This window comes from Limnohabitans radicicola, from assembly GCF_014837235.1.
In the GTDB taxonomy this organism is placed as follows: Bacteria; Pseudomonadota; Gammaproteobacteria; order Burkholderiales; family Burkholderiaceae_C; genus Limnohabitans_A; species Limnohabitans_A radicicola.
Window position 1 is genome coordinate 282614 of sequence record NZ_JACYFT010000003.1, and the last position, 21823, is coordinate 304436.

Below are 21823 nucleotides of genomic sequence, written 5' to 3' on the forward strand. Positions count from 1 at the left end.
GTGGTACATTGTGCGGCAACCTTGTCACATACGGGGTTAGGGCCAATCTTTTAGGCACAGACTTTGCATGTGGTTTATTCGGATTTCCTTTATTTCTCAGGCATGACCACTCCACTTTTGTCCTTGCAGGGCATCACCAAGCGCTACCCCGGCGTGGTGGCCAACCAGGACGTGTCGCTGACCGTGCTGCCCGGGCAGGCCCATGCCGTGCTGGGCGAAAACGGTGCGGGCAAGTCCACGCTGATGAAAATCATCTATGGTTCGGTCAAACCCGATGAAGGGCAGATCCTGTTCAAAGGCCAGCCGGTCAGCATCCGCAACCCGCAGGAGGCACGCAAACTGGGCATCAGCATGGTGTTCCAGCACTTCAGCCTGTTTGACACGCTCACCGTGGCCGAAAACGTCTGGCTGGGGCTGGACAAATCGCTGCCTCTGGCCGAAGTCACCCGCCGCATCGAGGCCAAGGCCAGCGAGTACGGGCTCGACATCGAGCCGCAGCGCCCGGTGCACACCCTGAGCGTGGGTGAGATGCAGCGCGTCGAAATCATCCGTGCCTTGTTGTCGGACCCGCAGCTTTTGATCCTCGACGAGCCGACCTCGGTGCTCACGCCGCAGGCGGTTGAAAAACTGTTTGTGGTGTTGCACAAGCTGGTCAGCCAGGGCGTGAGCATTTTGTACATCTCGCACAAGCTGCATGAAATCCGCGCCCTGTGCAGCGCTTGCACTGTGCTGCGCGGCGGCAAGCTCACGGGCGTGTGCGACCCGCGTGAGGAAACCAACGCCAGCCTGAGCCGCCTGATGATTGGCGCCGAGCCACCGACGCTGGCACCCACACCGCGCGCACCGGGTGAGCTGGTGCTGGCGGTGAATGATTTGAGCCTGCCCAAGCAGGATCCGTTTGGTGTCGACCTCGCGGGCATTCGCCTGCAGGTGCGTGCGGGCGAGGTCGTGGGACTGGCCGGGGTCTCTGGCAATGGCCAGCGCGAGTTGCTTTGGGCCTTGTCGGGCGAGGACACCCGTGCAGCGCCGCAGGCAGTGACCATCGGTCAGCGCGAGGCAGGAGCCTTGAGCCCGCAGGCGCGCCGCCAGTTGGGCTTGCATTTTGTGCCCGAAGAGCGCCTGGGTCGCGGGGCTGTGCCCAGCCTCAGCCTGGCGCAAAACATGTTGCTGACCCGCACCGAGTCGGTGGGGCGCAGTGGCTGGATCCGCATGGGTGCACTGGCCGAGCAGGCGCGCGGCATCATCGAGCGCTTCAAGGTCAAGGCCTCGGGGCCCGATGCGGCAGCCCGTTCGCTGTCGGGTGGCAATTTGCAAAAGTACATCGTGGGCCGCGAGATCAGCGCCAACCCGACCTTGCTCATCGTCTCGCAACCGACCTGGGGTGTGGACGTGGGTGCGGCAGCGCAGATCCGGGGCGAAATCCTGGCGCTGCGCGATGCCGGTTGCGCCGTGCTGGTGGTGAGTGAGGAGCTTGAAGAGTTGTTTGAAATTTCCGACCGATTGCATGTGATCGCCAAGGGGCGCTTGTCGCCTTCGCTGCCCCGGGCTGAGGCCACGGTGGAGCGTATCGGCGAATGGATGAGTGGCTTGTGGCCTGGCGCTGAAAAGGAGGCCGGCCATGCTGCGGCTTGAACCCCGTCCTCAGGCCTCCCGGGCCTGGACCTATGCGTCGCCCTTGCTGGCGCTGGCCGTCACCGTGCTGATCGGTGTGGCGCTGTTTGCTGCGCTGGGCAAAGACCCGGTGCGGGGCTTGCAGATGTTTTTCTGGGAGCCCATGAAGTCCGCTTATGCCATGGGCGAGTTGATGGTCAAGGCCACGCCACTGCTGCTGATCGCCTTGGGCCTGGCGGTGTGCTTTCGCTCCAACGTCTGGAACATCGGCGCCGAGGGGCAGTTCATCCTTGGCGCTGTCTGCGCCGGGGGTGTGGCCCTGCTGGCCGACAAGGACAGCGGGCGCTGGATTGTGCTGGCGGTGCTGTTGGCGGGCACCTTGGGGGGCATGGCCTGGGCCGGACTCACCGCTTGGCTGCGCGACCGCTTCAACGCCAGCGAGATCCTGGTGAGCCTGATGCTGGTCTACGTGGCCACCATGCTGCTGGGTTACCTGGTCTATGGCCCCTGGAAGGACCCGGGCGGCTACAACTTCCCGCAGACCAAAACCTTTGAAGCCGTCACCCAGATCCCTCGCCTCATGAGCGGCTCGCGCGTGAGCGTGGGCTTGCTGATCGCGCTGGCGTGCGCGGTAGGTTTGTGGGTGTTCCTGTTCCGCACCCGTGCGGGTTTTGCCCAGCAGGTGGGTGGCTTGGCGCCTGACGCGGCGCGCTATGCGGGCTTTTCTTCGCGCAAAGCCTTGTGGGTGGCGCTGCTGACCTCGGGCGGTGCCGCCGGTTTGGCTGGGGCGCTGGAAGTGGCCGGGCCGATTGGGCAGCTCACGCCCTACGTGCCAGCGGGTTACGGTTTTGCCGCCATCATCGTGGCCTTTGTGGGGCGTTTGCACCCGGCGGGCATGGTGTTGTCGGCCATCCTCATGAGCATGTTCTACATCGGTGGTGAGCTGGCACAGTCGCGCATGGGTTTGCCCAAATCGATCACCGGGGTGTTTCAGGGCCTGCTGCTGTTTTGCCTGCTGGCCTGTGACACCCTGGTCAATTACCGCATCCGTTGGGGCCATGCCCGGAAAGGGGCCGTCTGATGGAAGCCTATGCCTTGTTGATGGCCGCCACGCTGAATGCGGGCACGGTGCTGGCCCTGGCTTCTTTGGGTTTGCTGATCAATGAAAAAGCCGGGGTGCTCAATCTGGGCGCCGAGGGCATGATGCTGTGCGCAGCCATCGCCGGTTTCGCCTCGGTGGTGCACACCGGCAGCGACACGCTCGGCCTGCTGGCCGGCATGGGGGCCGGGGCCTTGCTGGCCGGTATTTTTGGGGTGCTGGTCATCTGGCTGGGCACCAATCAATACGCCACGGGTTTGGCCTTGAGTCTCTTCGGCGCCGGTTTCTCGGCCTTTGCCGGCATTGCCTATGTGCAGGAAAAACTGCCTGAGCGTGCCAGCTTTGCAGTTCCCGGCTTGTCCGACATTCCCCTGCTCGGCCCGGCCCTGTTTCGGCAGCACCCGATGGTGTACGCGGCCGTTGTCTTGTGCCTTGCACTGATCTGGTTCCTTTACCGCAGCCGCACCGGCTTGGTGCTGCGCGCCGTGGGTGAGTCGCCAGAATCTGCACACGCCCTGGGCTACCCCGTGCGCCGCATCCGTCTGGCGGCCGTGGTGGTGGGCGGCGCCTTGTGTGGCCTGTCAGGGGCGTACATCTCGGTCGTCTACACCCCGTTGTGGGTCGAAGGCATGGTGGCGGGCAAAGGTTGGATTGCGCTGGCCTTGACCACGTTTGCCACCTGGCGTCCGGCACGTGTTTTGCTTGGTGCTTACCTGTTTGGAGGGGTGACCATGTTGCAGTTCCATTTGCAGGGGGCGGGGGTGGATGTGCCCAGCCAGCTGCTGACGGCGCTGCCCTACCTGGCCACCATCGTGGTGTTGGCCCTGATCTCGCGCAATCCGGCCTGGATTCGCGTGAACATGCCTGCATCGCTCGGAAAACCCTTCCATCCGGGTTCATAATGCATTTTTTCACCCCTGTAACTTTGTCCAATAAAGGAACTGACATGACAGACTTTTCCAAGCGCTCCGTCATCAAGATGGTCGCCCTGACGGCTGTGGCTGCGGCCGCACTCGTGGGCTGCGGCAAAAAAGAAGAGGCCCCCAAGGCCGACGCTGCACCGGCCAAGGCCGAACCTCTGAAGGTGGCGTTCGCTTATGTGGGCCCCGTTGGCGATGGCGGCTGGACCTTTGCCCACGACAACGCCCGCAAGGCGGTGGAAAAAGAATTCGGTGACAAAGTGGTCACCAGCTTCGTTGAAAACGTGCCCGAGAGTGCTGACGCTGAGCGCGTGATCCGCGACATGGCCGGCCAAGGCAACAAGATCATCTTCGGCACCACTTTTGGTTACATGGAGCCCATGCTCAAAGTGGCGGCTGACATCAAGGATGTGAAGTTTGAACACGCCACCGGCTACAAGCAAGCCGAGAACATGCGCACCTACGACAGCCGCACCTACGAAGGCGCGTACATGGCGGGTGTGATCGCAGGCAAGATGACCAAGTCCAACACCCTGGGTGTGGTTGCCTCCATTCCAATCCCTGAAGTGATCCGCAACATCAACTCCTTCACGCTGGGCGCCCAGTCGGTGAACCCCAAAGTCAAGACCAAGGTGGTCTGGGTCAACGAGTGGTTCAACCCCCCCAAGGAAACCGAAGCCGCCACCGCCTTGATCAACGGCGGCGCTGACGTGCTGATGCAAAACACCGACTCGCCCGCCGTGCTCAAGACCGCTGAAGCCAAAGGCAAGCGCGCCTTCGGTTGGGACTCCGACATGACCGCCTACGGCCCCAAAGCCCACCTGGGCTCGGCCGTGATCAACTGGGGTCCTTACTACATCAAGGCCGTGCGTGAAGCACTGGACGGCAAGTGGACCGGTGGCACCGCTTCCTGGTGGGGTGTGAAGGAAGGCGCGATCGATTTCGTGTCCCTGGCCGCTGACGTGCCTGAAGATGCCAAGAAAAAGCTGGAAGAAGTCAAAGCCGGTCTGAAGGACGGCAGCTTCTCCATCTGGAAAGGCCCGATCGTTGGTCAAGATGGCAAGGAAATCCTGGCCAAAGACGCTGTGGCGGACGACAAGTTCCTGAGCGGCATCAACTTCTACGTCAAAGGCGTGGAAGGCAAAGTGCCCAGCGGCAAATAAGCCCCGGGCAACCGAGCTGCTGGTGGCCCTGAGCCACCAGCCTGAAGCTGCCTTCGGGCAGCTTTTTTCATGGGAAAAGACAATGATCGAAGCTTCGCTTTGGCACCCTTTAGCTTTGGCCGAGCAGGTGAGCAGTGCCCCTTTGCCGGTCACTTTGCTGGCGCAGCCGCTGGTGCTGTGGCGCAGTGCCGACGGCGTGGCACATGCCTGGCCAGACCGTTGCCCGCACCGTGGTGCGAAGTTTTCTTTGGGCCAGGTGGTCAACGACCGGTTGGAGTGCCCTTACCACGGTTGGCAGTTTGATGGCCAAGGCCAGTGTCGGCATGTGCCCGCACTGGCGCAGTTCGTGCCGCCCGCGACCCATTGTGTCCAGACCTACCGAGTGCAAGAGGCGCATGGTCTGGTCTGGGTGCAATTGACCCCCGGCCCGGAAGAAGCGCCATTGCCCGCCTTCGGTGGTGCCTCGGTGACGGCGTTGCGCGCGGTCAACTGTGGCCCTTACGACGTGGCGACCAGTGCGCCGCGCATTGTGGAAAATTTTCTGGACATGGCCCATTTTGGCTTTGTGCACGAGGGCTGGCTGGGCACGCGCGATGCCACCGATGTGCCCGAGTACCAGGTGCAAGAGACACCCACGGGCTTGCTGGCCACTGGCTGCCAGGCCTGGCAGCCACGATCGAACCTGCATGCCATTGCTCCCGCACGGGTCGAGTACACCTACGAGGTGACAGCCCCTTATGCGGCGGTTTTGGCCAAAGTGCCCGAGGCCGGCAGCACAGCGGTGGACGGCTGGCGCGAGTCGATTGGCTTGTTCATCTGCCCGGTGACCCCCGAGTCCAGCCGCGTCTGGTTTCGGCTGGCGGTGGCCGACTTTGAGACGCCTGATGAAAAACTCCAGGCGTTCCAGGACACCATCTTCACACAGGACCAACCGGTCCTCGAATCGCAGCAGCCCAAAACCCTGCCGCTGGATCTGCGTGCGGAGCTGCACACGGTGGCCGACAAAATGTCTTCCAGTTATCGGCGCTATCTGCAAAGATCGGGCATCACTTTTGGAGTTTGCTGATGTTCAAAGTCCACGCCATTGCCCCACAACGTTTGCCAGCCTTGCTCAAGGCCATGCCCAAGGCCGAGCTACACATCCACATCGAGGGCTCCTTGGAGCCTGAGCTGATCTTTGTACTGGCCAAGCGCAATGGCGTGACCTTGCCCTATGCCGATGTGACCGCCCTGCGCAGCGCTTACGCCTTCACCAACCTGCAAAGTTTTCTGGACCTGTACTATGCCGGGGCCAGTGTGCTGCTGCACGAGCAGGACTTCTACGACATGGCCTGGGCTTACTTTGAAAAAGCTGCGGCAGACCATGTGGTGCGTGCCGAGCTGTTTTTTGATCCGCAAACCCACACGGCCAGGGGTGTGGCCATGGGGGCAGTGATTGAAGGTTTACACCGCGCCTGCCGCGATGCGCAAGCCAAGTGGGACATCAGCGCCGATTTGATCCTGTGCTTTTTGCGGCACCTGTCCGAAGAGGATGCGCTGGAAACCCTCGAAGAAGCCATGCCCTGGCGGGAGCATTTCATTGGTGTGGGTTTGGACTCGAGTGAAGTCGGCCATCCACCTGAAAATTTTGCCCGGGTGTTTGCCCGGGCGCGTGAGTTGGACTTGCATGTGGTCGCCCACGCAGGCGAGGAGGGGCCGCCCGCCTACATCTGGAGCGCGCTCGACACCTTGCACGTGGAGCGCATTGACCACGGCGTGCAGGCCGTGCACGATGCTGCGCTGATGAAGCGTCTGGCCGACAGCCAGATGCCGCTCACCGTGTGCCCGCTGTCCAACCTCAAGCTGTGCGTGTTCAATAGCCTGGCCGACCACAACCTGGGTCAGATGCTTGACGCTGGGCTCTGCGTGACCATCAACTCGGACGACCCGGCCTACTTTGGCGGCTACCTGAACGAGAACTACCTGCAGACCTTTGCCGCGCTGCACCTGGGCGCCCAGCAGGCCTACAGGCTTGCGGCCAACAGCATCGAAGCGAGCTTCGCCCCCGAAGAAGACAAGCACCGCTGGATGCACCAACTGAAGGTGTGTTTTCAGGATTTTGCCGAGAACGACTGAGGTTCACAGCGCACTTGCTAAAATCCAAATATGAGCCCGCTGCCCCGGCGGGCTTTGTTTTGTTCAATCTCCGGGGCCATGTAGAGGACTACCATGTACAAAAACCTCGCTGCCACGTTCGTGGCCGCCTGCTTTTTTCTCATCGGCGCTCAGGCGCAAACTTCCACCCCATCGAACGAGCCCGTCAAGGCCGGTTTTGTTTATGTCTCGCCCATCACCGAGGCAGGCTGGACGAAGCAACACGACGAGGGCCGCAAGGCCGTCGAGAAGGCTTTGGGCAACAAAGTCAAAACGACCTTTGTGGCCGATGTGGCCGAAGGGGCCGATGCCGAGCGCGTGATCCGCGATTTGGCACAGCAAGGCCATCAGATCATCTTCACGCCCAGTTTTGGCTACATGGAGCCCACGCTCAAGGTGGCCAAGGACTTTCCGAATGTGAAGTTCGAATCGGTCACGGGCTACAAAACGGCTGCCAACGTGGCCGCGTCCAACGCCCGCTATTACGAAGGCCGCTATCTGGCGGGCATCGCGGCGGGCCGCATGACGAAGACGAATGTCGCCGGTTATGTGGCGGGCTTCCCGATTCCAGAGGTGCTGCAGGGCATCAACGCCTTCACTTTGGGCATGCGCTCGGTGAACCCTCAGGCCACTGTCAAGGTGGTTTGGCTCAATGTCTGGTTTGATCCACCCAAGGAACGCGAGGCGGCCATGGCCTTGTTCAACCAGGATGTGGACGTGATCGCCTTCCACACCGGCTCCACCGCCGTGATGGCTGCGGCGCAAGAGCGCGGCAAGATGGCCGTGGCCTACCACTCGGACATGCGCAAGGCGGGGCCCGATGCCCAGATCATTGCGGTCACGCACCAGTGGGGTGACTACTACACCCGCCGCGTCAAGGCCGTCATGAATGGCAGCTGGACTTCGGGCACCGTGTGGGGGGGCGTGAAGGAAGGCATGGTTCGCGTAGGCGACTTTGGCCCCCAGGTGCCCAAGAAGGTGCAGGACGAAGTGCTGGCCCAACAAAAGAAAATGGGTTCAGGCCAGCTGCACCCCTTCACAGGTCCGATCACCGACAACGAAGGTCGCAATGTGCTGCCTGCCGGTCAGCAGCTGAGCGACGAGCAAATCCTGTCGATGAACTACCTGGTGGCAGGTGTGGTGGGCAAGGTCAGCCGCTGAGGCTGACCTTTTTCCCCATCAGGGGGCCAGCTGCTTGAGCAGGACCTGCAGGTTGCTGGCCTGACCCAGACCCCAGCAGGCGTCGAGCACGCTTTCCACTTTCGACTCGCCCAGGATCGGATCGGCCAGGTTGTGGAACTTGGCTTCCAGATCGGCGTCGGTCATGGGGCGTTGCAGCGAGCCAATGGCGTGCTCGACATGCACTTGCACGCTGCGGCCGTCCTTGAGGGTGGCTGTCACGTACACGCTTTCTTCGCGAACCGAGGTGTCCACCACGGCCTGCACCTTGCGGCGCAGGGCCACCACGTCTTCACGCGTGACGATGTGGTCGGCAAACTCTTCTTCGCCCGCACGGCCAAAGATCAGGCCTGCGGCGCAACCGTGGTACACGCTGAACTTGCCTTGCAGGCCGTCTTGCGGTTCTTTCTTGCCGGTCAGCTCCAGCACCAGCGGGTGCACGCGCAACTCGATTTTTTCGACTTCTTCGGCCTTCACGCCTTGGGCGCGCAGTTGCGCGCAGGCATCGATGCTGGGGTGGATCACGATGCCGCAGGCAAACGGTTTGTAAGCGTTGAAACTGATCTCGAAGCGCTGACCCAGCTCGTCTTGCGCCTCACGCCAGTCGTACTTGGTGGACAGCACCTGCGCCCAGCCGCGCGGGGCTTCAAGTGCGCGTGCGCTGGATGTGAAGCCCTTTTGTGCCAGCAAAGCGGCCATCAGGCCAGCACGCGCCGCGCCACCGGGGTGGAAGGGCTTGGTCATGGTGCCGAATTGTTCGCGCAAGCCAATGGGTTGTGACGCGGCAATGCCCAGCGCCATGGTGGTTTGCTCGGCGTTCAGGCCCAACAAGCGCGAGCAAGCGGCCGCCGCGCCCAGCGTACCCGTGGAGCCGGTGATGTGCCAGCCGCGGTCGTAGTGCTCGGGGTAGACCAGGTTGCCCATGCGGCAAGCCACGTCGATGCCCAGCACCAGCGCGTCGATCACCTGGCGGCCCGAACTGCCCTGGTGCTCGGCCAGCGCCATGATGGCCGAAGCCACGGGGCCAGCGGGGTGGATGATGGTTTTGAGGTGGGTGTCGTCAAAGTCAAAGGTGTGCGACGAGATGCCGTTGATCAGGGCGGCGCTGGCCATGTCCACGCGCTCGCTGCGCCCGGCCAGGGTGGCCTGGGGGGCGGGCTGCAACATTTGGGTGGCGGCCAGGGCCGCGTCCACCGCTTCGTGGCGGGCTGCGCCGATCGCGCAGCCGAGCCAGTTCAAAAAGGTGCGGTGCGCTTCGTGCTCGACGGCATCACTCCAGCCTTTGGAAGGGTGATTGGCCACGAATTCGGCCAGTTGGCGGGTGATGGCCGGTGCGTTGTGGTCGGCGGTGACGCTGGTGTTGACGGTCATGGTCTTTCCATTTCAATTAAAAATCGGATGCTCAGGCATCGAGGTTGATGTTGCGTTTGCGTGCGAGCTCGGTCCAGCGCGCCAGGTCTTTTTTCATGTAGTCGCCAAACTGGGTGGCCGTCATGGGCATCAGCTCGATCGCTTCGGCGCTGAGCTTCTCGCGGAAGTCCGGCTGGGCCAGCACTTGGGCCAGCGCATCGCTCAGTTGCTTGACGATGGGGGCGGGCATGCTGGCGGGGCCGACGATGCCGTACCACTGCTGGGCGTCAAAGCCCTTGACGCCCGATTCGTCCATGGTGGGCACATCTTTGAGGGCAGGGTGACGCTGGTTGCCGGTGACGGCCAAGGGTCGTACACGGCCACTGCGGATGTGGGGCAGCGCAGCGGCCAAGCCCGGGAACATGGCCTGGGTCTGGCCCGCGATCACGTCGGTGGTGGCGGGCGCAATGCCGCGGTAAGGGATGTGCACCATGAAGGTGTCGGTTTGCAGCTTGAACAGCTCGGCTGTCAGATGGGTGAGCGAGCCTGCGCCGGCCGAGCCATAGGACACACGGCCAGGGTTCTTTTTCACGTAGTCGATGAAGGCATTGACGTCCTTGATGGGCAAGGACGCATTGACCACCAGCACATTGGGCGTGGCGCCGATCATGCCGATGGGGGTGAAGTCTTTGAGGGGGTCGTAGCTGAGCTTGCGCGTGGCGGGGGCCGTGGCATGGGTGGACACATAGCCTTGCATCAGGGTGTAGCCATCGGGTGCGGAACGTGCCGTGGTCTGTGAAGCGATCACCCCGCCGCCGCCGCCCAGGTTCTCCACGACCAGGGATTGACCCAATACCTTGCTCAGGCGGTCGCACACGGCGCGGCCCACCATGTCCGAGCCGCCGCCTGCGGCCACGGGCACGATGTATTTGATGGGCTTGGCCGGATAAGTCGATTGGGCCCAGGTGCTGGCAGGCAGGGCCAGCAAAGGCGCGGATTGAAGCAAGGTCCGACGTTTCATGGTTTGTCTCCAGTGGATTTGTCTGATGGCTTGGTCAGGGCCGATGTGCTGCTTTGCAAGCGTTGGAAAGCGCTGCTCACGTGCTGCGTGAGCAGTTGGCGAGCCTGTTCGATATCGCCTTGAGCAATGGCCTGCGCGATGTGGGTATGCTCGTTGATCGAGCTTTGCATGCTCAAGCCCTGGGACAGGCTTTTGAGCCGTGCCAGATGCAATTTCTGAACCACGTCCCGGTAGGTGCTGGCCAAGGGAGCGTTGCCGGCAGCCTCGATGATTCGCCAGTGAAATTGCAGGTTTTCGGCGTAATAGCTCGCCACGTTTTGTTGTGATGCTGCCGCTTGCATGGCGGTGACCGACGCCGACAACGCCGTGGCCAGGACCTTGCGCTGGGGCGTGGGCAGAGCGGCCACTTTGGCCCCGGCAAAGCCGTCCAGCAGGCTGCGCATCTCGTACAGGTCGAGCACCTCGGTGTCCTGGATTTCGCGCACAAAGGTGCCTGAGTGCTTGCGTGAACTCACCAAGCCCGAGCTTTCCAACTCGCGCAAGGCTTCACGGACGGGCACCCGCGACACCTGCAGCCGTGCACAGACATCGGGCTCGTTGATCCGCTCGCCCGGGGCCAGGTCGCCCCGCAGAATGCGCTCCAGCAGGTCCTCGCGCACGAGCTTGGCCAGCGAGGTGTCCCGCATGGTTTGCAGTCGCGCAGACGTGTCGGAGGTGATCCAGGGGAGCATGGTCAGTATTGATCGATGATTGGATTAATCGTATACGAAATACGATCAACGCGCCTGGCGCACTGTCCGGTGGGTGACGGCACAACGCCCTGCCTGCCTTGCAAGGTCCAAAACAGAAGCGGCCTAAAATGCGGCATTCTTCCGAGGTGTACCGATGAGCATCAAAAGCGACAAGTGGATCCGCCGCATGGCCGAGCAAAACGGCATGATCGAGCCGTTCGAGCCGGGCCAGATCCGCCAGAACGCAGCTGGCCAGAAAATTGTGAGCTACGGCACCAGCAGCTACGGCTACGACATCCGCTGCGCCCCGGAGTTCAAGGTCTTCACCAACATCTACAGCACGGTGGTGGATCCCAAGAACTTTGACGAAAAGAGCTTTGTAGACATCGAAAGCGATGTTTGCATCATCCCGCCCAACAGTTTTGCGCTGGCCCGCACGGTGGAGTATTTCCGTATCCCGCGCAATGTGCTGACTGTTTGCCTGGGCAAGAGCACCTATGCCCGCTGCGGCATCATCGTCAACGTGACCCCGTTCGAGCCCGAGTGGGAAGGTTATGTGACGCTCGAATTCAGCAACACCACCCCGCTGCCTGCCAAGATTTATGCCGGTGAGGGCTGCGCGCAGGTGCTGTTCTTCGAGAGCGATGAAGTGTGTGAGACCAGCTACAAGGATCGGGGCGGCAAGTACCAGGGCCAGGTCGGCGTGACCTTGCCCAAGACCTGATTTTCGGGCGGTTCGGCTGAAATGAGACAATAGAGGCCGATGACTGCATCTTTTTCCAATTTGTCGCTGGCGCCCACGCTGGCACGCGCCGTAGCCGAAATGGGCTACGAATCCATGACCCCCATCCAGGCCCAGGCCATTCCGGTGGTGCTCACCGGGCAGGACGTCATGGGCGCTGCCCAGACGGGGACTGGCAAAACAGCGGCTTTTTCGTTGCCCTTGCTGCAGCGCCTGCTCAAGCACGAGAACCCTTCCACCTCCCCCGCCCGCCACCCTGTGCGGGCACTGGTGTTGCTGCCCACCCGTGAGCTGGCCGATCAGGTGGCCCAGCAGATCAAGCTGTACGCCAAGTACACCCAGCTGCGCAGCGCTGTGGTGTTCGGGGGCATGGACATGAAGCCCCAGACTGCCGAGCTGAAAAAAGGCGTGGAAGTGCTGGTTGCTACACCGGGACGTTTGCTCGACCACATCGAAGCCAAAACCGCGGTCCTCAACCAGGTGGAGTATGTGGTGCTCGACGAAGCCGACCGCATGCTGGACATTGGCTTTTTGCCCGACCTGCAGCGCATCCTTTCCTACCTGCCCAAGCAGCGCACCACGCTGTTGTTCTCTGCGACGTTTTCACCCGAGATCAAGCGGCTGGCGGGCAGTTACCTGCAAAACCCGATCACCATCGAGGTGGCCCGCCCCAACGAAACCGCATCCACCGTCGAGCAGCGCTTTTATGCGGCTCAAGACGACGACAAGCGCCGGGTCATCCGCCATGTGCTCAATGAGCGCGGCCTCAAGCAGGCCTTCATCTTCACCAACAGCAAACTCGGCTGTGGTCGCCTGGCGCGGTCATTGGAGCGCGAAGGCTACAAAACCGGGGCACTGCACGGTGACAAGAGCCAGGACGAACGCCTCAAAGCCCTCGAAGCCTTCAAAAAAGGCGAAGTCGATTTGCTGGTCTGCACCGATGTGGCCGCGCGCGGTCTGGACATCAAGGATGTGCCCGCGGTGTTCAACTTCGATGTGCCTTTCAATGCGGAAGACTATGTGCACCGCATTGGCCGCACAGGCCGTGCGGGGGCCAGCGGCTTGGCTGTGACCCTGGTGTCGTCGAGTGATACCCGCCTGGTGGGTGACATTGAGAAGCTGATCAAGAAAAAAATCGATGTCGAGACCGTCTCGCTCGAAGGAGACCGCGCACCTCGCGGTCGCTATGAGGGCGAGCGTGGCCGCTTCGACGGTGAACGCAGCCGCCGCGAGTCTGCCCGCGATCCGCGTGATGTGCTGGACGCGCCGCGTGAGCGCCGCAGCGGTGGTTTCCGCCCTGCGCCTGTGCCGCGTGATCCCTTCTTTGACAAGCCCTACGAAGCCCCTGCCGCAGATGCGCCCCCGGTCTGGGAGTCCAATCGCGGCACCATGCCCCGTTCGCCTGTCTCGGCCAACATCAAGCCCAAGCGCAAAGTGGCGGCCTTGTTCAAGACCAGCGATTGACCTTGTCTTTACGCCTGCTTCAAACGGGCGTGACCTGACACTGTCAAAATTGGGGGATGCGTGAAAACCTCTCCTCCGTTTCCGGTGCCAATTCCTTCGAATTGACGACGCCTGTTTTTCCCTTGCCTGCCCTGACGCGCGGCCTCCTGGCCATCGGCTTGATCAGCCCCGTGTGGGGTGTTCTGGCGCAAACTGCGCCTGCCAAGGTCACGGACATGGGGCGGGTCGAGATCCGCAGCAACCGCGACAACGACACCGAAGCCCGTCGCGAGTCGACGGCCGCCAAGATCGTGATTGGCCGCGAAGACATCGAAAAACAGGGCGATGCGACCCTGGGCGAGGTGCTCAAGCGCTTGCCGGGCGTCACCATTGGGGGCGCGCCTGGGCGTGGAGGGGCCATCCGCATGCGGGGGCTGGGCAATGGCTACACCCAGATCCTGATCGATGGTGAACGGATGCCCCCGGGCTTCTCGGTGGACCAGCTCACGCCCGAGCAGGTTGAAAAAATCGAGATCATGCGTGCCCCCACCGCCGAGACGGGCGCACGAGCCATTGCAGGCACGATCAACATCGTGCTGCGTGAGGGCCAAAAGGCTTCGCCCGATGACCTCAAGCTCACACGCAGCACGGAGCATGGTGAGGTGTCGAGCCAGGTCAACTGGGTCCACAACCTCAAGACAGAACCCATCAGCGGCACATTCACCCTGTCTGCGATGGACAACTACCGGCACGAGGAAAGCAGCACAGTCACCGAGTCCTCGCTGATCACCGATCGGATACGGGAGTTCAGCAGCGTGGGCCACCGCAAGGCCATGAATGCGAATGCGCGATTGCAGTGGAAGGGTGAGCAAGGCCGCAGCCTGGTGCTGACCCCCTTCGTGGTGTATTCCGAATTTGACAACCGCGGCCAGCTCGCGGTGCGCACCACAGAAGGTGCGGCGCTGTCCGATACCGCGCAAATACAGAGCGGCAACCGCTTCACCATGGCACGGCTCAATGGGCAATGGAACGAGCGATTGTCGGCCGATGACCGGCTGGAAGTGCGCTTTGGCGCAGGCAAAACCACTTACGACTACCGTCTGGACCAGACCGGTGCAGCGGGTGTGACCACGGGCAGTGGTCAGCCTTTGCTGCGCAACGGTTTCGAGACCCAGAACTTCGTGGACAACAGTTACAGCCTGAATGGGAAATGGACCCGTGCGCTCGACAACGGTCACCAGATCGTGAGCGGGCTGGAGCTGGAGACGGTCAAACGTGACGAGCAAGGCAATGCAGCATTGGCCGAGGATGGTGGCAACCTCACCGCCAGCACGCGCCGCTGGGCGATTTACACCCAGGACGAATTCAAGATCAACCCTCAGTGGTCGGCCTATGGCGGCTTGCGCTATGAAAACCTGCTGACCGAGGGCACGGTCAACGGCGTGCTCAAACGCAACGACAGCGCGGTCTGGACGCCGCTGCTGCATGCGGTCTACAAGCCCGATCCACAAAAGCGCGACCAGATCCGCATGAGCCTCACGCGCAGCTACAAGTCACCCACGCTTTACCAGCTGGTGGCGCGTTATGTGCCTTCGCTGGGCGAGAACAGCTGGACCCAGGCCGACCGCACGGGCAACCCGGACCTCAAGCCCGAGTTGGCCACGGGTGTGGACGTGGCGTTTGAACGCTACCTGGACCAGGGCGGTTTGCTCAGCGCGAACGTGTTCCGCCGCAACATCAGCAACCTGATCCGCTACACCACCAGCTACAACACCAGCACCGGTCGTTACATTTCATTGCCCACCAATGTGGGCGATGCCGTCACGCAGGGCTTGGAGTTGGAGGCCAAATTCCGCTTGGACCAGTGGTTTGCAGGGGCCTTGCCAGTGGATGTGCGGGCCAATGCCAGCTTTTTCCATTCACGCGTGCAGGATGTACCTGGCCCCAACAACCGGCTCGACCAGCAGCCGGGCATGACCGCCAATTTAGGGGGTGACTACCGTCTGCGCAGTTGGCCTTTGACGCTGGGGGGCAATGTCAACTGGAACCCGGCCTACGACACCCGCCGCACCGAACAGCAATGGGTGTACCAAGGCACCAAGCGCGTGGTGGATGTGTATGGTCTGTGGAAAATTTCGCCGTCAACCGGTTTACGCCTGACGGTCAGCAACCTGACGCCCCTGGACTACATCACCGGATCAACCTTCCGCAATGGCAGCCAGTACGAGTCGGCCACCACCACGGCCCACAACTGGCGCAACGTCCAGTTGCGGCTGGAGATGAAAATCTGACCGCTGAGTGGGCGGCTGCGTGCGCCCCCCTGGGGTGCTGACGCGGCAACACCCTTGTCCCGGGTTTGGCAGCGCTCACCTGAGCGCTTGTGCCAAGATGGTGGTTAAACCCTTCAAGGAGACCCCCGATGCCGATCAAAGATGGTGCCTGGCACGACCGCATGTACAACAACCGCGCTTTGGTGCCGGACTTTGCCGATCACTTTGCGCACTGGGCTAGCGCCTCCGAACAAGCCAGAAAAACGCTGCCTTGCCAGCTGGATGTGCGCTACGGCCCCGGCCCCAAAGAAACGCTGGACATCTTCCCGGCAGCCCGGCCCGGCGCCCCGGTGGTGGTGTTCATCCATGGCGGCTACTGGCGCAGTCTGGACAAGGCTGATCACTCGTTTGTGGCCCCAGCCTTGCGCGACATGGGGGCCTGCGTGGTGGCCGTCAACTACGCACTGTGCCCAGGCACCCCTGAAGTGCCCGTGACCATCCCCGACATCGCCTTGCAGATGACCCACGCCTTGGCCTGGGTGTGGCGCCACATCGGCCTGCATGGAGGTGACCGCCACAACATCACCGTGATCGGCCACTCGGCAGGCGGCCACCTGGCGGCCATGCTGCTCGCTTGCGACTGGAAAGACGTGGGTTCGGACTTGCCTGCGAAACTGGTCACCAAGGCGATGTCCATCTCTGGTCTGTATGACTTGGAGCCGGTGCGCAAGACGCCTTTTGTTCAGGCCGATTTGCGCATCACGCCCGCGCAAGTGCGTCTGGCCAGCCCGGCCAAATGGCCGCGCCCGCGCCATGGGGTGCTGTACACCGTGGCCGGGGGTGACGAGAGCCCGGAGTTTTTGCGGCACAACCGCCTGATCCACCAAGCCTGGGGGCCCAAGACCGTGCCGGTGTGTGAGGACTTGCCTGGGCTTAATCACTTCAGCATCGTCACTGAACTCACACGGGTGGGTAGCCGCTTGCATGCGCTCACGCACCAGCTGATCCAGCAGAAATCGGCCTGAGGCTCGGCACCGGCAGGAAACAAAAAAGGCAAGCCACGGCTTGCCTTTTTTCTGTTCAAGAGCCCAAGGCTCAGGCAGGTAAAAAGCGCTCCACCAGCAGCGACCAGAACGCCGAACCCACAGCCACGTTGTCGTCGTTGAAGTCGTAGCCCGGGTTATGCACCATGCACGCGCCGTGGCCATCACCCGATCCGTCGCCGTTGCCGATCAGGAGGTAGCAGCCGGGCACTTCTTCGAGCATGAAGGCGAAGTCTTCGCTGCCGGTCAAGGCGCGGGGGTTGCGCACCACGCGGTCTTTGCCCACCAGCTCCTCGGCGACTTGCTGCACAAAATCGGTCTCGGCCATGTGGTTGACCAGCACCGGATAGCCGCGCTTGTAGTCGATGTGGGCCCGCACGCCGTAGCTTTGGGCTTGGGCATGGGCCAGATCGGTGATGCGTTTTTCGAGCAGTTCACGCACCTCGCGGTTCAAGGCACGCACGCTCAGTCGCAAGGTGGCCGATTGCGGGATCACGTTGTTGGCCACCCCCGCATTGAACGCGCCCACGGTGATGACCGCCATCTCTTGGGGGTCCACATTGCGCGCCACGATGCTTTGCAGGCCCATGACGATGGCCGAAGCCGCCACCACCGGATCGGCCGAGCGGTGGGGCACCGCACCATGGCCGCCAGTGCCTTCGACGGTGATGGTCACGTTGTCAGACGACGCCATGGCCGCGCCGTCGCGCATCACCAGATGCCCTTGTGGGTGACCTGGCATGTTGTGCATGCCAAAAATCGCGTCGCAAGGGAACTGCTTGAACAGGCCGTCTTCCATCATCTTCTTGGCGCCGCCCAGGCCTTCCTCGGCGGGCTGGAAGATCAGGTTGACGGTACCCGAGAACGTGGCCTTTTGCGCGATGTGCTTGGCCGCAGCCAGCAGCATGGCGGTGTGGCCATCGTGACCGCAGGCGTGCATGATCCCGGTGTTGCAGCTGGCGTAAGGCAAGCCAGTGGCCTCGTCGATGGGCAGAGCGTCCATGTCGGCGCGCAAGCCAAGGGCCTTGCCGCCTGTGCCGCGCTTGAGCTGCCCGACCACGCCCGTACCGCCCAGGCCACGGGTGACCGCATAGCCCCATTTCTCGAGCTGCTCGGCCACCAGGTCGCTGGTGCGGTATTCCTTGTAGCCCATCTCCGGGTGCTTGTGGATGTCGCGGCGTACCGCGATGAACTCATCGGCCTGCGCTTGCAGGGCCTGCAGTTTGTCGTGCAAAAAAGCTTCGCTGGGTGCGTTCATGGATAGACCTCTTTGGAGAGGGTGGGTTACTGAGGTTGCAGATTAATCGATTTGGCGATGCCGCGGAACTGGGCTGTACCCTCGCTGTAGACCTTGCTCAGTTCGGCCAGTGGCAAGGGCTTGGCGATCAGCAGGCTGTTGGTTTCCAGACCGGATCGCACGCCTGCGTCGTTCAGGGTTTCGGTCAGTGCCTTGTGCAGCGTTTGCACAACGGCTTCGGGGGTGTCTTTCTTGACGAAGTAGCCGGTCCAGATGTTGAAGTCAAAGTTCTTGAGTTGCTTGCTCTCGGTGATGGCGGGGTATTGCTTCACGCTCTCCAGTCGCTCTTTGTTGAGCATGGCCAAGACCTTGATCCGGCCTTCTTTTTGCAGGTCAACGTAGTTCTTGCCGAAGGGGGCCAGATAGATGTCCACCTGCCCCCCAATCAGGTCCTGGTTCGCAGGTGCGCCACCTTTGTATGGCACGTGCGTCATTTCAATGCCGGTGACCTTGGACAGGTGTTCTCCCAGCAGGTGGTAGAACGAGCCTGGCCCCACTGAGGCGTAGGTCACAGGTTTGCCTTCCTTGGCCATCTTGCGGGCGTAGTCCAGGAACTCGTCCACAGTGTTGGCCGGGATGTCCTTGCGCGCCAGAAAACCGATTTGCGCTGCACCCACGATCTGCACCAGGCGGAAGTCTTCGCTTTTGAATTTGACGGCAGCGTTGGCCAATGGGGACAGGATCAGTTCGTTGGGCGAGCCCTGGAACAGGTAGTAACCATCGCTGGGGGCACTCAGCACTTTTTGCGCAGCAATGGCACCGCTGACACCTCCGACGTTTTCGACGATCACGGGCTGGTGCAGTTGCTTGCCCAGGGGCACGTTCACCATGCGGGCGATCACATCCGACAGGCCACCGGCCGGGTAAGGCACCATGAGTGAGACGGGCTTGGCAGGAAAGTTCTGGGCCTGGGCGATGCCCAGACCCAGTGTCGCCACCGAGGCCAGCAGCAGGCGGCGAAGCAGGGAAGTCGTGTTCATGTTGTTGTCTCCGTTGAAATTGTTGTCAAAAATTTCAGCCAGGAAGCATGTTAGACGCTGCCTGACCGGGATGCAGTCGCCTGCGTAGAGCTCACTGGGGTTCGAGGTTGATGGACTTGGCGATGGCCCGATAGCGCTCGATCTCGCCCTTGTAGATGCGGGCCAGTTCGGCCGGGGTGCGCGAAGCCAACACCACGTTGCCATTGCTCTCGAAGGCTTTGCGGGTCTCCGGGGCTTGCACGGCCGTATAGAAGGCCTTGTTCAGGGCGTTGACCACATGGTCTGGCGTGTTCTTGTGGACCTGGATGCCGGACCAGATGTCAAAGTCCATGGCTTCGAGGCCCTTCATGGCCGCCATGGGCGGGAATTGCTTGAACAGGGCGTGCGGTTTCTTGGCGGTGACGGCCAGGCCCTGGATCTTGCCGTCCACGATGGTCTGCGGGATCGAGCCGCCCAGGGGCAGGAAAGTCATGTCGATCTGCCCACCCATCAGGTCGGTGATCAGCGGGGCGATGCCCTTGTAGGGCACATGCAGCATCTGCAGCTGGGTCACCTGCGAGAACTTCTCGCCGATCAGGTGGTACAGCGAACCGGGGCCGACGCTGCCGTAGGTCAGGGGTTTTTCGGGGTGCTTGCGGGCATAGGCCAGCAATTCGTCCACGGTCTTGATGTTGAGTGAGTTGCGCACCGTCAGGACCGTGTTGGTGGTGGTGAACTGGGCCACCAGCTTGAAGTCTTCGGACTTGTACTTCACTCCCTGGATGGCCAAGGGCGCCAGCACCAGCTCCATGGGGCTGCCTGCGCTCAGGGTGTAGCCGTCGGCGGGGGCATGGACCAGTTTGCCCATGCCGATCGCACCACCCGCACCACCGATGTTCTCGATGATCATGGGTTGCCCCAGTTTGGCGGCGGCATCGGGCTGGACTTTGCGTGCGAAAAAGTCCGAAGGGCCACCGGCGGGGTAGGGCACGATCAGGCTGATGGGCTTGGTGGGGTAGTTTTGCGCCCAGCTGGGGCCGGCAGCGCAAGCGGCCATGAGAAGGCTGCCAAATAGTTTCATGAGGTTCATGGGATCTCCTGGGAGGGGCTGGAATTCAGGTTCGGATCGTAAAAATATGAAATCCATGTGTCCAATGACTTATTTTCCTGAAATTCATTCATAAAATGCATGAATGAACCTCCGGCACCTCGAACATTGGCTGGCATTGGCCGAAACCGGCTCCTTCAGCCGTGCCGCCGAAAAACTGCACATCACCCAGTCGGCGCTGAGCCGCAGCATCCAGTCACTCGAGGACGAGCTGGGTGGGCCTTTGGTCGATCGCATCGGCAAGAAGAACGAACTCACCCCCTTGGGGCGTTCGGTGCTGGAGCGGGCCAGGCGCGTGGTGCATGAGGCGGCCGAACTCAAACAGGGAGCCGCCGTGTTGCAAAAAGGCGGCATGGGCACCCTGCGCATCGGGCTGGGCTCGGGGCCGGGGGCGATGCTGATGACGCCGTGGCTGGTGCACATGGGGCGGCATTACCCGACCGTGCAGGTGGCGGTGACCCGTGGCCCGGCCGAGCTGCAACTGCAGCAGCTGCGTGACCGGCAACTCGATGCGCTGGTGGTGGACGTGCGCCGTGTGGTGCCCGCCGACGATCTGCTGATCGGGCCTGTGTACGACGTCCCGGCCGGCATGGTGTGCCGTGCGGGGCATCCGCTGTTGTCCCGCTTCCCCGGGGCTGTGCCCTTCAAGGCTTTGCTCGACTACCCGGTCGCTTCCACGCCCCTGTCCGACGAGGTGGCCCGCATGCTGGTGGCCAGGTACGGCGCTGCCGCCAATCCTGCCCGCATGACCACCTTGCAGTGCGAGGAGATCGCCAGCCTGATCGACACGGTGCGCCAGACCGACGCCATCTACCTCGGCATCCTGGGGGCCGCACGGCGTGATCTGGCCCGGGGTGAATTGGTGGCCTTGCGGGTGACGCCCTCCCTTGATGCCGGTGCCAGGCTCGGCATGGTGACACTGGCCGGGCGCACCGAACTGCCCGTGATGGCCGAATTCCGGGCGTTCGTCACCCGGCAGCTGGCCCCGGAAAAAGAGGAGGCAGCACATGCCTGAGTGGTCTTCGTTGTTGGCGGTTTTGCTGGGCTACACCGTGCTGGGCCTCACCGGTTTTGGCTCGGCGCTGGTCATCGTGCCCTTGCTGGCCTGGCAATGGCCCTTGCCCGAGGTGGTGACCCTGGTGCTGGTGCTGGACCTGCCCGCGTCCTTGATGCACAGCGGCCTGAACTGGCGTCAGGTGCAGTGGACCGAATTGCGCAAACTCTTGCCGGGTCTGGTGCTGGGCACGCTGGCGGGGCTCTGGCTCACCCACCACCTGAGCAGCCGCTGGCCCCTGCTGGCGCTGGGGGTGTACGTGGCGGCCGTCGGCGCGCGTGCCCTGCGCTCGGCGCAGACACAGCCAGCGCTGAACGAACGCTGGGGGCTGGTCTACGGCAGCGGCATCGGTGTGGTCGAGATGCTGTTTGGCACCGCAGGCCCGGTGGTGGTGGCCTGGTTGACCCGTCGCCTGCCCGATGCGCACCAGGTGCGCGCCACCATCCCGATGGTGATGGCTGTGGCTGTGCTCACCGTGCTGGGCGGCATGGCCTGGGACGGTCGCTTGTCCCAGCCGCTGCTGTGGCAGCGTTGGTGGGTGTTGATCGCGCCTGCGTTGGCCGGGGTCTGGCTGGGCCATCGCCTGGCGCACCGCGTGCCTGTGGCACGTCTGCGGCAGACCATTTGCGCGCTGCTGGTGGTCAGTGGCAGCGTGCTTGTCGCGAAGGCGCTGGGCTGAAATGAAAAAGCCTGCGATCCG

Annotated in this window: 19 protein-coding genes; 13 read left to right on the top strand and 6 right to left on the bottom strand. The window is 62.4% G+C overall.

Going from position 1 to position 21823, the window contains the following annotated elements; all coding sequences use genetic code 11:
• Positions 1–102: 102 nt before the first annotated feature.
• The 7 genes from IC609_RS13990 to IC609_RS14020 all read left to right on the top strand — a co-directional run bounded on the left by IC609_RS13990 (position 103) and on the right by IC609_RS14020 (position 8087).
• Positions 103–1632, top strand: a complete 1530-nt coding sequence (locus IC609_RS13990) for an ABC transporter ATP-binding protein (protein WP_191820131.1) — start codon at positions 103–105, stop codon at positions 1630–1632.
• Positions 1619–2692: an ABC transporter permease gene (locus IC609_RS13995; protein ID WP_191820132.1), complete on the top strand. Its 1074-nt coding sequence runs from the start codon at positions 1619–1621 to the stop codon at positions 2690–2692. The genes IC609_RS13990 and IC609_RS13995 overlap by 14 nt, the downstream gene beginning before the upstream one ends.
• Positions 2692–3612 (top strand): ABC transporter permease, encoded by a 921-nt coding sequence (locus IC609_RS14000; protein ID WP_191820133.1) that lies wholly within the window; start codon positions 2692–2694, stop codon positions 3610–3612. The genes IC609_RS13995 and IC609_RS14000 overlap by 1 nt, the downstream gene beginning before the upstream one ends.
• A gap of 44 nt (positions 3613–3656) precedes the next feature.
• Positions 3657–4793: a BMP family ABC transporter substrate-binding protein gene (locus IC609_RS14005; protein ID WP_191820134.1), complete on the top strand. Its 1137-nt coding sequence runs from the start codon at positions 3657–3659 to the stop codon at positions 4791–4793.
• Positions 4794–4875: 82 nt separating this feature from the next.
• On the top strand, positions 4876–5859 hold the full coding sequence (locus tag IC609_RS14010) for an aromatic ring-hydroxylating dioxygenase subunit alpha (RefSeq protein WP_191820135.1): 984 nt from the start codon (positions 4876–4878) through the stop codon (positions 5857–5859).
• Entirely contained in the window at positions 5859–6908 is a 1050-nt protein-coding gene (locus IC609_RS14015) for an adenosine deaminase (RefSeq protein ID WP_191820136.1), read from the top strand. Before IC609_RS14010 ends, IC609_RS14015 begins: the two co-directional genes overlap by 1 nt.
• A gap of 93 nt (positions 6909–7001) precedes the next feature.
• A complete protein-coding gene (locus IC609_RS14020; RefSeq protein ID WP_191820137.1) occupies positions 7002–8087 on the top strand; it encodes a BMP family ABC transporter substrate-binding protein in 1086 nt (361 codons plus the stop codon).
• Positions 8088–8105: 18 nt separating this feature from the next.
• On the opposite strand, the gene IC609_RS14025 is transcribed toward IC609_RS14020, so the two are convergent.
• Genes IC609_RS14025 through IC609_RS14035 form a run of 3 tightly spaced genes read right to left on the bottom strand, consistent with a single transcriptional unit; the run spans position 8106 to position 11207 of the window.
• Positions 8106–9476, bottom strand: coding sequence for an MmgE/PrpD family protein (locus IC609_RS14025; RefSeq protein ID WP_191820138.1), 1371 nt, complete (start codon positions 9474–9476; stop codon positions 8106–8108).
• Between the two features lie 31 nt (positions 9477–9507).
• The gene (locus IC609_RS14030) at positions 9508–10476 is read right to left on the bottom strand and encodes a Bug family tripartite tricarboxylate transporter substrate binding protein (protein WP_191820139.1); all 969 of its coding nucleotides are present in this window, start codon (positions 10474–10476) and stop codon (positions 9508–9510) included.
• A complete protein-coding gene (locus IC609_RS14035) occupies positions 10473–11207 on the bottom strand; it encodes a GntR family transcriptional regulator (protein ID WP_191820140.1) in 735 nt (244 codons plus the stop codon). The genes IC609_RS14030 and IC609_RS14035 overlap by 4 nt, the downstream gene beginning before the upstream one ends.
• A 154-nt stretch (positions 11208–11361) precedes the next feature.
• Here IC609_RS14035 and dcd point away from each other — a divergent pair, with 154 nt between their 5' ends.
• The 4 genes from dcd (at position 11362) to IC609_RS14055 (ending at position 16687) form a co-directional block, all read left to right on the top strand.
• Positions 11362–11931, top strand: coding sequence for a dCTP deaminase (gene dcd / locus IC609_RS14040; RefSeq protein WP_191820141.1), 570 nt, complete (start codon positions 11362–11364; stop codon positions 11929–11931).
• Between the two features lie 39 nt (positions 11932–11970).
• On the top strand, positions 11971–13413 hold the full coding sequence (locus IC609_RS14045; RefSeq protein ID WP_191820142.1) for a DEAD/DEAH box helicase: 1443 nt from the start codon (positions 11971–11973) through the stop codon (positions 13411–13413).
• Between the two features lie 56 nt (positions 13414–13469).
• Entirely contained in the window at positions 13470–15683 is a 2214-nt protein-coding gene (locus IC609_RS14050) for a TonB-dependent receptor plug domain-containing protein (protein ID WP_191820143.1), read from the top strand.
• Between the two features lie 128 nt (positions 15684–15811).
• The gene (locus IC609_RS14055; protein ID WP_191820144.1) at positions 15812–16687 is read left to right on the top strand and encodes an alpha/beta hydrolase; all 876 of its coding nucleotides are present in this window, start codon (positions 15812–15814) and stop codon (positions 16685–16687) included.
• 70 nt (positions 16688–16757) lie between these two features.
• Here IC609_RS14055 and IC609_RS14060 read toward each other — a convergent pair whose 3' ends face one another.
• The 3 genes from IC609_RS14060 to IC609_RS14070 form a co-directional block, all read right to left on the bottom strand.
• Positions 16758–17963, bottom strand: coding sequence for a M20 aminoacylase family protein (locus IC609_RS14060; RefSeq protein ID WP_225224197.1), 1206 nt, complete (start codon positions 17961–17963; stop codon positions 16758–16760).
• A gap of 26 nt (positions 17964–17989) precedes the next feature.
• Entirely contained in the window at positions 17990–18982 is a 993-nt protein-coding gene (locus IC609_RS14065) for a Bug family tripartite tricarboxylate transporter substrate binding protein (protein ID WP_191820145.1), read from the bottom strand.
• Positions 18983–19073: 91 nt separating this feature from the next.
• Complete coding sequence (locus tag IC609_RS14070) at positions 19074–20051, bottom strand: Bug family tripartite tricarboxylate transporter substrate binding protein (protein WP_191820146.1); 978 nt, start codon at positions 20049–20051, stop codon at positions 19074–19076.
• Positions 20052–20154: 103 nt separating this feature from the next.
• Between IC609_RS14070 and IC609_RS14075 the strand changes: the two genes are divergently transcribed.
• Positions 20155–21084, top strand: coding sequence for a LysR family transcriptional regulator (locus IC609_RS14075; protein ID WP_191820147.1), 930 nt, complete (start codon positions 20155–20157; stop codon positions 21082–21084).
• The gene (locus tag IC609_RS14080; protein ID WP_191820148.1) at positions 21077–21802 is read left to right on the top strand and encodes a sulfite exporter TauE/SafE family protein; all 726 of its coding nucleotides are present in this window, start codon (positions 21077–21079) and stop codon (positions 21800–21802) included. Before IC609_RS14075 ends, IC609_RS14080 begins: the two co-directional genes overlap by 8 nt.
• Positions 21803–21823: the final 21 nt, after the last annotated feature.